Source organism: Limosilactobacillus difficilis (assembly GCF_947387495.1).
Classification (GTDB): domain Bacteria; phylum Bacillota; class Bacilli; order Lactobacillales; family Lactobacillaceae; genus Limosilactobacillus; species Limosilactobacillus difficilis.
Genome location: NZ_CANDNU010000037.1, coordinates 1 through 15,573 on the forward strand (window position 1 = coordinate 1; position 15,573 = coordinate 15,573).

The 15,573-nt window shown below is 50.3% G+C and carries 16 protein-coding genes and 1 pseudogene; 5 read left to right on the plus strand and 12 right to left on the minus strand.

Features of this window, described 5'->3' with window-relative positions; genetic code table 11:
• Positions 1-99: 99 nt before the first annotated feature.
• The 6 genes from QOR82_RS07020 to QOR82_RS07045 all read right to left on the minus strand — a co-directional run bounded on the left by QOR82_RS07020 (position 100) and on the right by QOR82_RS07045 (position 4,010).
• Positions 100-672: a TetR/AcrR family transcriptional regulator gene (locus tag QOR82_RS07020; RefSeq protein WP_283584070.1), complete on the minus strand. Its 573-nt coding sequence runs from the start codon at positions 670-672 to the stop codon at positions 100-102.
• A 201-nt stretch (positions 673-873) separates the two neighbouring features.
• Entirely contained in the window at positions 874-1,446 is a 573-nt protein-coding gene (locus QOR82_RS07025; protein WP_283584071.1) for a TetR/AcrR family transcriptional regulator, read from the minus strand.
• A 227-nt stretch (positions 1,447-1,673) separates the two neighbouring features.
• Positions 1,674-2,492 (minus strand): DUF6681 family protein, encoded by an 819-nt coding sequence (locus QOR82_RS07030; RefSeq protein ID WP_283584072.1) that lies wholly within the window; start codon positions 2,490-2,492, stop codon positions 1,674-1,676.
• A 14-nt stretch (positions 2,493-2,506) separates the two neighbouring features.
• On the minus strand, positions 2,507-2,947 hold the full coding sequence (locus tag QOR82_RS07035) for a hypothetical protein (RefSeq protein WP_283584073.1): 441 nt from the start codon (positions 2,945-2,947) through the stop codon (positions 2,507-2,509).
• Between the two features lie 72 nt (positions 2,948-3,019).
• On the minus strand, positions 3,020-3,583 hold the full coding sequence (locus QOR82_RS07040; RefSeq protein ID WP_283584083.1) for a guanylate kinase: 564 nt from the start codon (positions 3,581-3,583) through the stop codon (positions 3,020-3,022).
• Entirely contained in the window at positions 3,576-4,010 is a 435-nt protein-coding gene (locus tag QOR82_RS07045) for a bis(5'-nucleosyl)-tetraphosphatase (RefSeq protein ID WP_283584074.1), read from the minus strand. The genes QOR82_RS07040 and QOR82_RS07045 overlap by 8 nt, the downstream gene beginning before the upstream one ends.
• 97 nt (positions 4,011-4,107) lie before the next feature.
• On the opposite strand from QOR82_RS07045, the gene QOR82_RS07050 reads away from it, so the two are divergent.
• Entirely contained in the window at positions 4,108-5,496 is a 1,389-nt protein-coding gene (locus QOR82_RS07050) for an APC family permease (RefSeq protein WP_283584075.1), read from the plus strand.
• 107 nt (positions 5,497-5,603) lie between these two features.
• Positions 5,604-6,361, plus strand: a pseudogene (locus tag QOR82_RS07055) (sulfite exporter TauE/SafE family protein).
• Between the two features lie 41 nt (positions 6,362-6,402).
• On the opposite strand, the gene QOR82_RS07060 reads toward QOR82_RS07055, so the two are convergent.
• From QOR82_RS07060 to QOR82_RS07075, 4 genes are read right to left on the minus strand one after another with little or no spacing between them, the layout of a single operon-like run.
• The gene (locus QOR82_RS07060; RefSeq protein ID WP_283584076.1) at positions 6,403-7,476 is read right to left on the minus strand and encodes an ABC transporter substrate-binding protein; all 1,074 of its coding nucleotides are present in this window, start codon (positions 7,474-7,476) and stop codon (positions 6,403-6,405) included.
• Positions 7,473-8,297: an ABC transporter permease gene (locus QOR82_RS07065; protein WP_283584077.1), complete on the minus strand. Its 825-nt coding sequence runs from the start codon at positions 8,295-8,297 to the stop codon at positions 7,473-7,475. The genes QOR82_RS07060 and QOR82_RS07065 overlap by 4 nt, the downstream gene beginning before the upstream one ends.
• Positions 8,297-9,109, minus strand: coding sequence for an ABC transporter permease (locus tag QOR82_RS07070; RefSeq protein WP_283584084.1), 813 nt, complete (start codon positions 9,107-9,109; stop codon positions 8,297-8,299). The genes QOR82_RS07065 and QOR82_RS07070 overlap by 1 nt, the downstream gene beginning before the upstream one ends.
• Positions 9,109-10,200 carry an ABC transporter ATP-binding protein gene (locus tag QOR82_RS07075; RefSeq protein WP_283584078.1) on the minus strand — a complete coding sequence of 364 codons (1,092 nt, stop codon included), beginning with the start codon at positions 10,198-10,200 and terminating at the stop codon, positions 9,109-9,111. The genes QOR82_RS07070 and QOR82_RS07075 overlap by 1 nt, the downstream gene beginning before the upstream one ends.
• Before the next feature lie 154 nt (positions 10,201-10,354).
• Here QOR82_RS07075 and QOR82_RS07080 point away from each other — a divergent pair, with 154 nt between their 5' ends.
• From QOR82_RS07080 to QOR82_RS07090, 3 genes are all read left to right on the plus strand, one after another.
• Positions 10,355-12,769 carry a Xaa-Pro dipeptidyl-peptidase gene (locus QOR82_RS07080; protein WP_283584079.1) on the plus strand — a complete coding sequence of 805 codons (2,415 nt, stop codon included), beginning with the start codon at positions 10,355-10,357 and terminating at the stop codon, positions 12,767-12,769.
• Positions 12,770-12,861: 92 nt separating this feature from the next.
• Positions 12,862-13,773 (plus strand): proline-specific peptidase family protein, encoded by a 912-nt coding sequence (locus QOR82_RS07085; RefSeq protein WP_283584080.1) that lies wholly within the window; start codon positions 12,862-12,864, stop codon positions 13,771-13,773.
• 77 nt (positions 13,774-13,850) lie between these two features.
• On the plus strand, positions 13,851-14,501 hold the full coding sequence (locus QOR82_RS07090) for an HAD family hydrolase (RefSeq protein ID WP_283584081.1): 651 nt from the start codon (positions 13,851-13,853) through the stop codon (positions 14,499-14,501).
• 149 nt (positions 14,502-14,650) lie between these two features.
• Here QOR82_RS07090 and QOR82_RS07095 read toward each other — a convergent pair whose 3' ends face one another.
• Positions 14,651-15,313: a histidine phosphatase family protein gene (locus QOR82_RS07095; RefSeq protein ID WP_283584082.1), complete on the minus strand. Its 663-nt coding sequence runs from the start codon at positions 15,311-15,313 to the stop codon at positions 14,651-14,653.
• 173 nt (positions 15,314-15,486) lie between these two features.
• The coding region (locus QOR82_RS07100) for a zinc ribbon domain-containing protein (RefSeq protein WP_283584085.1) at positions 15,487-15,573 on the minus strand (87 nt) is incomplete at its 5' end.

Below are 15,573 nucleotides of genomic sequence, written 5' to 3' on the forward strand. Positions count from 1 at the left end.
GTCTAGTTGCCTAGAAAAAATATTTATTCAATTATCAAGCCAGAATATTCAACTTCCAACTTTTTGGGTACACGTCACCCTGGAGGTACACCTCATTTTTTAATCATTATTCGAACGCTTTTTCTTGAATTTTTCAACCATCTCCATATTTTTCATCAAATCCAAGGAGAAATCAATCATTTCCTCTTCTGAGGAATCATAATTGTGCTCGCGCCACCAATAGAAAGACCCAATGATACCACCGCTGATCAGGTAAGCAAGCATTTCTGGATGGTCACTATTACGCAAGGCTTGCATGATAGCGTCGTGAGAATCACTGTCGCGGCGACGAAGTAAAATATCACTTAAAATCCGTAAGAATTCACCGTGCAAACCCGTGTAATTTTTGCTGCCTGCTAAATTATGAAAAATTGCTTTGTGGGTATTGACGTAATGGATCAGCGTGCTGACAATGGCTTGCTCACTGCCCTGTTCATCGATCATTTGTCCCAGCCGCACTTCCATCGTTTGTTCAAGCAAATCGTACTTGTCCCGGAAATATCGGTAAAAACTGCTGCGATGAAGTAGGGCCTCTTTGCAGATTTGATCCACCGTCATTTTACTAAACGGCACTTTTTCTAAAAGGCTAACCATTGCATTTTGGAAATCACGCACCGTCCGGTTCATTTTCATCTGAACATCCCTCCGTTAAGTCGACCCCTACGGTTCATAGATTCAATTAGTTCTTATTATACCAATAATCAAAATTGTTCAAGAAATTTTTTGCAAAAAGGTCCGGCCGGCACAATAACCATCTCTTTAAACGACAATGGTCCACGATCATCTCTAACTAAGAGACGATCATGGACCGTTTTGGCAATTAGCGCATTAAGCCTAGTCACCATCATTATCATCCGGATGCTCTAAACTTTTTTCGAGGCCACTCACCACTTGCCGGGCATAGCTAATGACGTCTGCCGTCGAGACACTATAATTCTCGGCTCGCCACCAATACAGGCCGCCAATCAAGCTGCCACTGATGACATAGGCTAACATCTCCGGGTGATCGCTATCGTGAAGCATTCGCAATACCACGTCCTCTTTGTTGGCCGTGTCAGCGCTTCGCTTCAACAGAATCTCCTTTAAAATCGTCACCAGCTCAAGCTGTAAGCCTGGATGGTCATCATCTGACAGATGGCGGAAGACATTCTGGTTTTCCTGTACTTGCTCGATTAACAATTGAACAATATCTTGCGATGAATCACTATTTTGGATAGTCTTGCCAATCCAGTCATTCATCGTCTGTTCTAAAAGTTGGTACTTGTCATGAAAATAACGATAAAAACTGCTTCGGTGAAGCATTGCCTCTTTGCAAATCTGATCGACGGTTAGGTGATGAAAAGACGTCGTTTCCAATGATCGCAGAAGTGCATCTTCAAAGTCCCGAATGGTTCGACTGTTCCTCATGTCCTCGCCTCCCTATTGACCTCCCCCGTTCATTATAAATTTAGTAGTAATTAAAAAGAAGAAAATAAAAATCGACTTAGTCTTGAAACAAGGCAAAAAAGCGAAAATGTCCACAAAAGTGAACTAAACCAATTGCTGTCAGTAGCGATTAGAGGACGATAGCAAAGAAAAGCAGCCGATCCGACCATTAACGAAAATGGCATCAGCTGCTTAATGCACTTTTTTAATTAGCGGCGGCGATGACGATAGGCAACTTGCACTACCAAATGGTAGTCCCCATCCATCATAATCGTCGAACCCTGCCGGCCCGGAATTTTATTCGGACCGCCCGTAATTGTGACGTTCGCAAGGTAAAGCTGGTAGAGATCATGGGCGGTGTGAATGTCCGTCAGACCCACCTTCGTGATGTGGCCAACTGCGCGCCGATCCATCTGGTTAACCCCAATGCAGACCTCCATGGCCCGCCGACCCCGGTCATGAACCAGTTCGAAGTACGGTGGTTGCTGGCCGGCATTCAAAGCATCAACGGGCTTCCCCGTTTCGGCATACTGGTCGAGCACGTCATCATTAGACATCCCGTTGAAATCAGCAACTAAAAGTCCCTGGTCTAACAGCTCGTTGACCACATGGTTTAGGTTGCGTTGTTCAAGTGGGTCGCAGGCAATCTCAGCCGGGATCGTCTCTTCATTATGGTAGATCCCGTTCGAAGCCGTATTGATGACCTTGTTGCGACGTTGCTGGTTCTTATCCGGCTCGGCCTCAACACCGACGATCTTCCCCAGGTACGGTGAAAGAAAATCTAATCGAGACGTATAGCCCAGGAAGTAGTAGATAGCGTTCAAGTATACAAAATACGAAACGGCGATAACGGCGAGGCAATACAAAAGGCCCCGCAACCAGACGTGGTTAATCAATAAACGTGTCGTAACGTAGATCAGGTAAAAATCACCCAGAAGAGCAATGATCGTGTAGACTCGATTTTTAAGTTTAGTGTTGATATTAAAATAGCTCAAAGAGTGATTGACCATGTCTAAAAAGCTAAACATTTCGCTAAACCTCCTTATTGCCCTTGCTGACTGGTGCCACCAGTACTCTGGTTGCTAGTAGTACCACCAGTAGTGCCGGTGTTCGACTGATTGCTGTTGTTATTAGTAGTGCCGCCGGTATTTCCTTCCTGACTATTACCACCATTATTCGTGGTATCCGTCTTCTGGTTACCATCACTACGACGTTGATCCGTTTGGTTATCATTGTCGTCATTATTTTGGTCAGCATCATTGCTGTCGCTGTTCCGTTTAGAGTTGTTAGTCGAACTATCATCCGATGAGCTGTTATCATTATTACTGCTAAAGCTCCGGGAATTATAGCTGGAGCTCGTCGAAATTTTGGCTCCTTCGTTCGTATGAGTGGTTTTGTTAACCACCACGTTAGTAGCGCCCAGTGCTAAAACAATTGACACTAGGGCAAATGGCGTGATAAACGGTGGTGTTTTCATTGCCATGCTAAACACTCCTTTACTATTGCCCAATCTTAACGCATTTTAGACCCGGCAATGCTTAAATAATTCATAAGTTCAGTAACCGTAGCGTTTCATCAGACGGTCCAGACGGTGCCGTGTCAGTTGCCAGTCATCATTGATCACAACGTGGGCAAAAGGGGCAATCGACAACGGTAGTTTGGCATCCCGCCGATTTTCCCGCGCCTCAACACGCTTTTTGATATCGGTTGCCCTGTCGCCACGCATTTTAATTCGTGTCGTCAGCATTTTCAAATGACTAACCTTCAAAAAAATAATAACCGCCGCGGCACCAAGCTCACGGTGGTAAGTAGCTGCTCCTTTGCTGTCCAGTACGATAACGTCGTCCTGTCCTTTCTCCCATCCAGCCTGCAGCCCTTCTAAGGAAGAACCATACAAGTTGTGGTCGTACTGGACCATCTCCAAGAGCTTCCGGCGACGAATCGACTTAGAAGTTTCAAAGTAATAGTCCACCCCATCTTGTTCACCCGGGCGGGGCACCCGCGTCGTATGAGTAACAACTCGGTGTAGGTGGTAATGCTCACGCAAGTAGTTTGCCACCGTTGTTTTACCGGTTCCGGCCGCCCCCGTAATCACAAAGACCTGGTCGCGCTTAGTCATTGTCACCAGCAGCCTTCAGCAAGTGAGCGTTGGCCTTATCCAGCAATTCCTTGAGGTTGTCATAGGTCAGGCGTTGCCGCGCATCAGCATAGTCAAACCAGCCCGCATTGAGGATCTCCTCTGCTTGGAGACTGACCCCATCATCACCTTGAACTTCGGCGGTGTACAAAGTCATCTGCTTCCGGTTGCCGTTAGGCAGATCATACTCGGTATAAACGTGGAAAGACGTGTCGATAGCCAAGTCCAGCTTCGTTTCTTCCTTAATCTCACGGTGGGCTGTCTGCTCGAGGTCTTCACCCGCTTCAACATGGCCCTTTGGGAAGCCCCAAAAGTGGCCCTTGTTTTGGCTTTCCAGTAACAAGTATTGCAATTGGTGATTTTCATCCCACCGATATACCACAGCGCCACTCGTAACTTCAATTGCCATTTTTTGTCCTCCTCCGTGCTCTCACTAAAATCTCATTGACTTTTAATGTAGCGCACAATATTATTATATGTAATTATACCAAAGGAGCTTCCAAAAGATGAAGTTTAATCTACTGCGCAAGGAAAGTCTCTCCCGTTACCTCGGGGCCGACAAAAATTTTGTCAAATCCATGACCGCTTTTGACTTGGTGGCCATGGGGGTCGGGGCCGTCATCGGGACCGGGATCTTTATCCTTCCGGGGACAGTTGCTGCCAACACGGCCGGACCGGGTGTGACCTTGTCCTTCCTATTCTCAGCAATTGTCTGTGCCCTTGCCGCCATGTGCTACGCCGAATTCTCCTCCGCTTTGCCGGTTGCCGGCAGTGCTTACTCATACGGAAACGTTGTGTTCGGTGAAATTTTTGGTTGGATCCTCGGCTGGGCCTTAATTTTGGAATACATGCTGGCCGTTGCTTCGGTTTCAACCGGCTGGGCCGCTTATTTCCAGTCACTGCTCGCTGATTTCGGGCTCAAAATCCCGAAGGCCTTATCAGGCTCATTCAATCCATCCCACGGCGTCTACATCAACATCGTAGCCGTAATCATCGTTCTGCTGGTGACGGCCATGCTTTCCCACGGGATGCAGACATCGGCCCGGATCAACGATGTCGCGGTGATCATCAAAATCGTCATCATTGTTCTCTTCCTCGTTGCCGGAGTCTTCTTCATCCGCAAAGCGAACTACCACCCGTTCCTTCCTTACCACATGAGCGGTGTTTTCCGTGGCGCCACCACCGTCTTCTTTGCCTACCTCGGTTTTGACGCCGTTTCCAGTTCTGCCGCTGAAGTGAAGGACCCAAAGAAGAACATGCCGCTGGGAATCATCGGCACCCTGATTATCGCCACTATCCTCTACATGTGTGTCTCGATCGTCCTCACCGGCATGGTTCACTACACCAAGTTGGATGTCGCTAATCCGGTTGCCTTCGCCCTGCAGGTCGTTCACCAGGACTGGATGGCCGGCTTGATTTCCATCGGGGCTCTGGTCGGAATGTTCACCATGATGATCACGATGACTTACTCGAGTTCCCGCCTGGTTTACTCAATCGGCCGTGACGGTCTGTTGCCGTCATTCTTGAGCCGGTTGGACAAGAACGGGACACCACAAGTTGCCGTTTGGACTGTCGGGATTATCATTGCCCTGATGGGCGGTCTGGTTTCCCTGGATCAGCTAACCAGCTTGGTTAACATCGGAACGCTGCTGGCGTTTACCTTCGTATCATTCGGTATCATTCCACTGCGGCGGCGGCACGACATCGGCAACCGGGGTGGCTTCAAAGTACCCCTGTACCCCGTCCTGCCGATCATTTCCGGCTTGGCTTGTCTGGCCATGATCTGCATGCTGTCGAAGGAGACCTACATCGGTGCCGGTATTTGGTTTGCTATCGGGCTGATTCTCTACTTTAGCTACGGCTACCGCCACAGCAAAATTAACACTGATCGCTAACCTTTAAGGCTCGCTCATTCTGTGGCGGGCTTTTTTCGTTAAAAGGCGTTGACAGCCAGGCCATAAAGGGGTGATAACAAATACATACAATCTTTGGGGGTTATATCGTGCACCATCTTATTCTCCTAATTTACCTCTTAGCTGGCGGCGTGTTGGCGGGGATCCTTTCCTCGGCCGCTTCCTTTGCTTCGCTGGTTTCCTATCCACTACTACTCAGCATCGGGATTCCGCCAGTCTACGCCAACGTCACCAACGACGCCGCCTTGATTTGGAACAGTATCGGGGCTGTCTTCGCTTCTCGGCGTGAACTGCACGGCCACTGGCACGACGTCGGGCGTTATGCCATCTGTACCGTGGCTGGTTCGGCAATCGGCTGCTGGTTGTTGCTCGTATTTCCCGGGAAAACTTTTGAAAGGGTGGTCCCCTTCTTCATTCTGTTGGCCGGTATCATGATCATCATTTCCGGCCACCATCAGCCCCAACCCCAACTGCACCGTCCCTTCTGGCAACGGCTTATCTACCTCATCTTATTAACCCTGGTTGGCATGTACGCGGGTTATTTCGGGGCGGCCGCCGGGATCGTCGTCCTCGTCCTGCTCACCTATTTGATGGAGGAAACTTTCTCGTCGTCAACGCCGTCAAAAACACGATCTGCGGGCTAGCCAACCTGACAGCCTTAATCATTTATATCTTCAATTCGCACATCTCCTGGCATTTTGCCATCCCGATGGCGATTGGAATGTTTATTGGCGGCTACCTCGGCCCCGTCATCGTTCGCTACATTCCCGCCCGGATCGTTCGAATCATCATCGCCTGTCTAGCCCTCACCCAGGCAGCTATCTACTTTTGCCAGGCTTACCTATAAGAAAATCCCGCAGTACCAAGACTGCGGGATTTTCTATTTTACTAACGGGTCAGCATCTTAAATTCGAGGAAGAGGTCATTATAGGTACCGACGTCTTTCAATGGCAAATCAGAATAGACATGCAACCGTTTCATCACCTTGGCTGACGGATAGAAAGCCTTGTTATTAGTAACCGACTTTGGCAAATACTTTTTTGCGGTTGGCTCCGGCGTCGCATAACCAATATATCTGGCGTTTTGAGCGGCGTTGTGCGGTTCCAGCATAAAATTGATAAAACGGTAGGCTTCCGCCTTGTGTTGCGCTCGGCGGGGAATCACCAGATTGTCAAACCAGATGTTGCTGCCTTCACTCGGGACCAAGTAGTGCAAATGCGGATCGTTATCCATCATTTCGCGAGCTTCCCCGGAATAAGTTACCCCAGCCGCGGCTTCGCCATCCTCCATGTACATCTTCATTTCGTCCGCCACCACTGCCTTCACGTTGGGAGCGAGTTTGTGCAAGCGGTGCGCGGCCTGGTGCAGGTAGACGGGGTTGGTCGTGTTGACCGAGTGGTGGTCGATAATCAGGGCCATCGCAAAGACATCCCGCGCACTGTCAATCAACAGCAGCTGTTTGCGTAGTCGTGGGTTCCAAAGTTGCCGCCAATGTTGAACCTGATGGCGAGCGATCAGGCGATCGTTATAAACGATTCCCAGCGTCCCCCAAAAATAAGGCACCGAATAGCGATTGTGGCGGTCAAAAGACTGATCCAGCAGGCCAGCCGAAACGTACTGCAGATTCGGCAATTTGGCGTGGTCCAGTGGGGCCAGTAAGTGCTCTCGCTTCAGACGGGAAACCGTGTATTCACTCGGGACGACGACATCATAGTTAGTCCCGCCCTGGCGCAGCTTAGTCAGCATCGCTTCGTTGCTGTCAAAAGTCTGGTAGTCGACGTGGATTCCCGTCTGTTTTTCAAATTTTTTGATAAGGGCCGGGTCGATATAGTCGCCCCAGTTGTAAATCGTCAAGGTGTTGTCCTGACTTGCTCGACTGCTGCGATCAAGCTGCCAGTTGATCCCTGCCAAAACCAGACAAATCAGCAGGATGGCAATCATTGCCGACATCAAGCGTTTCATTGAACATCACCTTCTTTAACCGTCATCACCCGGTTACGCCGGCCGGCACGGCTGCTTAAGAAGTAATAACCTGCCACTAGCGCTAAACTCAGCAAGAAAACCACCGTCGACAAGGCATTGATCTCCAGATTAATTCCTTGTCTAGCCCGGGAGTAGATTTCCACCGACAGGGTCGTAAAACCGTTGCCGGTCACGAAGAAGGTCACTGCAAAATCATCCAGCGAATAGGTGAAGGCCATGAAATAGCCGACCAAAATGCCCGGTGTCATCGCTGGCAGGGTAACCCGGCTCAGACTTTGCCACGGTGTCGCTCCGAGGTCAGCTGCCGCGTCTGCCAGGGTCGGCGACATCTCATTCAACTTTGGTAGGACCATCAGGACGACGATCGGGATCGAAAAGGCAATGTGGCTCAGTAAAACTGAAACAAAGCCGAGGCGCAACCCAATCACCGTGAAGAAAATCAGAAAACTTGCCCCAATCAACACGTCTGGCGAAACCATCAAGACATTATTCAGAGATAGCAGTACTTGCCGCTGCTGACGGAACCGCACACGTTTAATCACCAATGCGCCCAGCGTCCCGATAACGGTGGCAATCAGTGACGACAAGAGCGCGATAATGGCCGTGTTGATCACGATTTGAATCATCCGCGTATCGGTCGCCAGTACCCGGTAATGGACAAGCGAAAAATGGCCGAACTTCTCCATCGTTTTTCCTGAACTGAATGAATAGTAGACCAGGTAGAAAATCGGCAGATAAAGAATCACTAAAACTAAGGCCAGATAAACTTTACCCAGCCAGCCCGTATGCTGCTTTTTCATTAGTGCCGACCTCCCTGTTGTTTTTTCTTTTCACCGGTCAGCCCCATGACGATGAACATGGCCAGAATCAAGATAACCCCGATCGTCGAACCCATCCCCCAATTCTGGGTCGTCAAAAAGTGTTCTTCAATCGCCGTCCCCAGCGTAATCACCCGGTTACCGGCAATCAAGCGGGTAATCATAAAGAGCGACAACGACGGGATAAAGACAGCCTGAATGCCGGCTTTGACACCTGACAGTGACAAGGGCCAGATGACGCGAGTAAAAGTCTGCCAACGACTGGCGCCCAGGTCGGCAGCCGCATTGATCAGCGAGCTGGGCAGGGAAGCCAGGGAGTTAAAGATTGGCAATACCATGAAAGGCAGTTCGATGTAGGAAGCCACGATGATAAAGCTGGTATCCGTAAAGAGAAGCTGGTGCGCGCCCAAGCCGAGAAATTCCAAAAAGTGGTTAACCGAGCCATTGTGGGCAAAGAGACCGATGAAGGCGTAAGTCTTCAACAGTAGGTTAATCCAGGTCGGCAAAATCACCAGCAGCAACCAAAACTGCTTGTTTGGCAGCCGGTTCAAGACCACAGCCGTCGGGTAGCTGATTACCAGTGTCACCACCGTGATCACCAGCGCACACCACACTGACTCGGCCGTCATCTTGAGATAGGTAGCCGAACCCAGATAGCTGGCATAGTTGGCCCAAGTGAAATGGCCGCTGAGATTCTGAAATGACTGGTAAATGATCAAAACCAACGGAGCGATTACGAAGAGAACGATCCACAGTAAATAAGGAACAAAGAAAAATGCTTGCTGTTTTTTCATCATTTTTCATCCTCGTAACTTTCCAGGCGGTTATCGAAATCCTGCTCGCTCTCGTGCAGCCGCATAACGTGAATGTCCTCCGGATCAAAACTCAAGCCGACCTGCGAACCAACCGTCGTCTTGTGAATCGAATTGATCTTCCACTCGTGCCGGTCTGCGTCATGAGCCGTAATCTGGTAGTCAACCCCCCGGAAGAGTTGGGTATCGACAGTTACCAGCAGCTTACCCTTTTCTGGACTGGTGATGTCCAAGTCTTCGGGCCGCAACACCACTTCCACTTTTTCATTAGGACGCATCCCTGCATCAACACATTCGAAATCAAGGCCCCCGATGTTGACGAGGTAGTCACGCTTCATGATAGCCGGCACGATGTTGCTTTCACCGATGAAGTCCGCCACAAAGTGGTTCAGTGGCTCATCATAAATATCAACAGGGCTTCCACTCTGTTGGATCAGACCGTCATTGATAACGAAGATCTGGTCGCTCATGGCGAGAGCCTCACTCTGGTCGTGGGTCACAAAGATGAATGTGATCCCCAGCCGCCGCTGCAAAGCCCGCAACTCCGTCTGCATTTCCTTGCGTAGCTTATAATCCAGAGCTGACAAGGCTTCGTCCAGCATCAGCACCTTGGGCCGGTTAACGATTGCCCGGGCGATGGCAACTCGCTGTTGCTGTCCCCCAGACATTTCCGTGATCTCCCGTTCTTGGTAGCCCTGGAGGTGTACCAAGCGAAGCGCCCGTTCGACCCGTTCGTTAATTTCTTGGGTTCCTACCTTCTTGAGTCGCAAACCAAAAGCGACGTTTTCAAAGACGTTAAGGTGGGGAAATAATGCGTAGTCCTGAAAAACGGTGTTGACCTGGCGCCGATTAGCAGGAACGTCGTTAATTCGCTGACCATCGAAGATAACGTCCCCACTCGTGGCCTCATTAAACCCCGCAATAATACGTAAAATGGTCGTTTTCCCCGAACCCGAAGGCCCGAGAAGGGTATAAAATTTCCCGGATTCGAGTTGAAAATTAATGTCCTTTAAGACCACGTTATCGCCATATGCTTTCTTGATGTGACGGAATTCGATTAACGGATGCGCCATGCCTTCCACCCCTTTTTTTCGTTAAGCAAGTTGATTATACGCTCTTTGGAAGCGCTCTGAAAGCATCAATCATTGGTGAAACTTTCGGCCGCACCAAAATTCGTGTACTATGATGATAAGTTGCCATTCAAACTGATTTTCAGGAGGCCTTGCCATGAAAATTAATCAATTTAGTATCATCAAAACCAGCTTTGAACAAGAAGAAAAAGAACTCACCCGGCTGCATCTTTTGGAAACAGGCGAGCTCGACCTGGAACCTGTCGTCCTCTGGCGCAAACTTTTAAGCCGGGTGCATCCCGCTAGCCAGCAGCCGAGTGCCATCCACCAGTGGTTCTACGATCTGCTGGCAACTCCCGATCTCTCCCTGGAGGACTGGTTCAGTCAGCACCAGCAACTGTCCAACGAGGTCTTTTACCTAGTTGCCTTGCAATTGCTGCAATTCGAGGGTGGTTTAGATTTTGATCCAACTGATCCCCTGGCGGCCGTCAAGCAAATCAACCTGCCCCACCATTTCTACGACCAGTGGACGAGCCGGGACGTCCTCGACGCCTGGTATCTCCTACTCGTCAGCCGCAATAAAAACGGCCAATCGTTTCTCGACTACCTTACCAGCCAGGGCCTCTTTGCCTGGACTTATCAATTGCCAGCCAGTCAAAAACCGCTCTGGTTTAATGGCAAGTCAGTCGCCTGCTTTGATCCTCATCAATTGATCCGTGAAGTGGTTTACATCGAAACCGACCAAGACACCGACTTTGACGGCCGAACCGACCTCATCAAAGCCGAAATCGTCCGCCCCGTCGACACCAATGACGGTCTGAAGGTCCCGGCCGCCTTTACCGCTAGCCCTTACAATGAGGGCACAAATGATCGCTGGGGCGACATCGCTACCCACGACGTCAACCAAAAACTTAGCCACAAGGCCCCCGGTAAAGCACAATCGGCCGAAGAAATGATGACGCCCGCTCCTCAGCAATACCAAGACGTGAACGGAGAAGCACGTCAAGCCACCGAGACCTTTACCGAGCTGCCGGGCTACACCCTCAACTCCTACCTGGCCGTGCGCGGCTACGCCATCGTCTATTCTGCCGGGATCGGCACCCGTGATTCTGACGGTTTGCAGACCTGCGGCGACTACAACCAAGTCAACGCCATGAAAGCCGTTGTTGAATGGCTGCACGGCGACCGCAAAGCCTTCACCGACCGGACCAGCGGCATTCAAATCAAAGCCTGGTGGTGTAATGGCAACGTCGCGATGACCGGTCGCTCTTACCTCGGTACAATGGCCACCGCCGTTGCTACGACCGGGGTCGAAGGACTCAAGGCAATCATCAGCGAAGCCGCCATTTCCAGCTGGTACGACTATTACCGGGAAAACGGCCTGGTGATAGCCCCTGGCGGCTTCCAGGGTGAAGACGCCGACGTGCTAGCCGCCGAATGCTTTAGCCGCACCAAGCGGGCTGCTGATTATCGTCGGATTGAGAAGCTGAACCAGCGCTACCTCAAGGCCATGCAGACTGCGGAAGACCGGCAAAGCGGCTCCTATAACCGTTTCTGGGCCGCCCGCAATTATCGGATCAACTTTGAACACATCAAGTGTGACGTCTTGATGGTTCACGGCCTCAACGATTGGAACGTCAAACCCGTCCACGTCAAACGCCTCTATGACGCCCTGCAAGGGCTTCCGGTAGCCACTCATCTGATTCTCCATCAGGGGCAGCACATCTATATCAACGCCTTTCGTTCCCTCGACTTCAGCGAAATGGTCAACCTCTGGCTCGGCGAGAAATTGTGGGGCCAGCACAACCATGCTGATCACGTCCTGCCCCGCGTGCTCGTCCAAGACAATGTCAAACCAGAAACCTGGCTTGCTCACCAAAATTGGTCACGAGGAACCAGGCTCCAGTATTACTTCGACCAACATTCGATGGTGCCAACCGACGCAGTCCCGGACCATACCGTTTCCTTTAAGGATCAGCAGAGTCCAGAACGTTTCCGGCAGTGGTGTGCCCACGTGGACCAGTGGCAGCGGGCCTTGGTCAGCAGCGACAACGACTTTAGCGTCCATCTTCTCGGACCAAGCGTCGACCAGGACTGCCTGCTGCGGGGGACGCCGATGGTCAAACTACATGTTGCTTCTTCCAAAGACTACGGAATGGTCAGTGCCCAGCTCCTCGATTACGGTGACGCTCGTCGGCTCACCACCAGTCCCCAGCTGATCAGCCAGAATGGTCTGCCCCTCGGTTACCAGTGGAAGTATGACAATCTGCGCGAGTTTGCCCTTCAAAAGCACGCGACTCCTTATAAGGTGATTTCCTACGGGCACATCAACCTGCAAAACCGCCACGGGGCCGGCGTGGCTTCGCAGCTGGCGGACGGGCAAATGGTCGATATTAACCTGCCCTTACAGCCAATCTTTCACCATCTCACGAAGGGGCACTCGCTGATGCTGGTCATCTTCTCCACCGATTTTGGAATGACCCTCCGGGGAAATGAAAATATCAATTACAAGTTAGATCTTGGTAATAGTTCACTCATTATTCCGACAACTATTAAGCTCGGATTAAACTAATATTAACTTAAATTAATTAATAGAGTAATTGCTTTATTATAGGCGAAACGGTACAATGAAAGCGTAATCTTTAATGAATGGAGTGGGATTCAATGAAACAAGGAACTACAATTATCACACTGCACAATGGCTACCATCTCTGGACTAACACCCAGGGTGAAGGCGATATTCACCTGCTGTGCCTCCATGGTGGTCCGGGTGCCACTCACGAATACTGGGAAGACACCGCAGACTGGCTGAAAAAAGAAGGTCTCAACGTTCAGGTCCACATGTACGACCAACTGGGGTCCCTTTATTCAGACACCCCGGATTTCTCTGATCCAAAAGTCCGCAAGGAAGTCCTGACCTACGACTACTACCTCAATGAAGTCGAAGAAGTACGGCAAAAGCTCGGCATCGACCACTTCTACTTGATCGGCCAAAGCTGGGGTGGTCTGCTGGTTCAAATGTACGCCGTTAAGTATGGTCAACACCTGAAGGGTGCTATCGACTCATCAATGGTTGACGAAATTGACGAATACGTGGACAGCATCAACCATATCCGGGAAACGGTTCTGCCAAAGGAAGACGTTGAATACATGAAGCAATGTGAACGCGACAACAACTATGACAACGAGCGTTACCAACGTTGCGTCAACATCCTCAATACTGGCTACATCGACCGGGCACAGCCAGCCAAACTCCGTCACCTCAAGTCCTTCATGAACCCCGTGATCTACAACGCCTTCCAAGGCGACAACGAATTCGTTGTGACTGGCAAGCTCGCCGACTGGCACTTCCGCGACCAGTTACACAAGATCAAGGTTCCAACCCTGCTGACCTTTGGTGAACACGAATCGATGCCGCTCTCAACAGCTAAGATCATGCAGGAAAAGATCCCGCACGCTCGGCTGGTTACGACGCCATATGCTGGTCACCACCACATGATGGACAACCCCGAGGTTTACTACAAGCACTTAGCTGACTTCATTCGCGATGTCGAAAATGGCAACTTCAACGACTAATTGAAGTTTATTTGCGTCCTGACTCACTAGCTCGCTATAATGAAAGGCATTAAGCCCAAAATGAGGAGTCGAGTATCGTGAGTCAGCAAATTACTAACTTTATTTTCGATGTCGATGGCACCATCTTGGATACTATCGACATGTACATGCCTGCTGTCTTTGAAGTATTAGCTAATCATGGAATTATCATCCCCAAAGATGAGCAGCCAGCTAAAACCCGGCAATGGTTCGGGATTCCAGCTGCCGAAACTCTCTTGCAAGGTGGTATTCCCCAAGACCAGCTGGACGCGGCCTTAGCCGAAAATCTGAAGATCGCTTACCAGCACGAAGACCGGGTCCACATGATTCCGGGCGTTGATGCCGCCCTCGATGAACTAGCCAAGCGGCCGGAAATTAAAATGGCAGTGGCTACTTCCAAAGTGCGTGATGAATACCGGGTTCACGTGGCCGAACGTTTCCGCTTTGACCAACACATGGATGCACGTATTACCGCTACGGATACCAAGCGCCACAAGCCATTCCCAGACCCCATCTTGGCAGCCATGAAACAGCTGGGGGCCCAGGCTGACAACACAATTTACGTTGGTGATATGCCCAACGATGGTAAAGCAGCCCACGCGGCCGGCATTAAATTTGCTGGCGCCATGTACGGGTCGGTCAATCCGCAGGCGATTGCGGATGCTGATTTCCCCCTCAAGACCCCGGCAGACCTGTTGAAAATTAAATAGTTGGACTCAAAAGAACGAATAAAACGTCAGTTGCGGCACGCTTTCAAAACTCCCGCAAGCACAAAAAGGCCTCAAATATTCGGATTTCACCGAATACTTGAGGCCTTTTGCATGTCTAACTTATGCTGGCGGCTTGTGTCACACCTTTTTTAGGGCAGATTCACCCGGTTGAAGTATTCAACCGTTGTCTGATCACCGTCCAATTTCATCAAGGAAATGTGAGCGTTTTTTGGAGCTTCGGTCCCATCATAAACGTCCCGGCTCGCGTACAATTCCATCAACGACCGGACCACCAGACCGTGATCGACTAGCAAAACCTTGCTGCCATCTGGTAACTGGCGCAACCGCTCGATCCCTCTTTTAATCCGGCTGATGAACTGATCATCGCTCTCCGCCAGATGGTATGGATCCTTTTCATGCATGATATCCCGGGCCTGGGCCATCGAATAATCCTCCATGAATTCAGCCCAGCTGTGGTAGTGGTGCCACTTGCCACTCAAGAAATTGCCCATCGAATCGCCAGGTTCTCCCTCCATAAAACCGAGATTGACCTCCCGAAAATGCGGATCCTGGGTAATGGCGGGCTGATTGTCAGGGTCGTGCTGCTTCATGATCCACTTTGCCGTGTCAACGGCGCGGCGCAGGTCACTAGTAAAGACATAATCAAAGTGCTGGTGGGCCAAGTCCTTGCCGGCACGAACGGCATCCTGAATCCCAGACTCCGTCAACGGCGAGTCCGACCAGCCCTGCATCCGGTGGTAGAGGTTGAACATTGTCTGTCCATGACGAACAACAAAAACACTAATTGACATGATTGATCACCTTCAAATTATTCTGTAACCAGTTTATACCCACCTTGTAGACGACGTGAACTACTCGGCCATGAATGACCGAGCTTCTGGGAACACGAAGTAGTATTTAGGGTATTATACAGGTATTCCTGATACCTAACTTACAGAACTTCGCTATTTACCACGGCTAGTCCCTAGCCAATGGCTTTCAGTCCTTTATGCAAGATATTAACTGCCGCATTAATATCCCGATCGTGATGGATACCACATTTAGGGCAAGT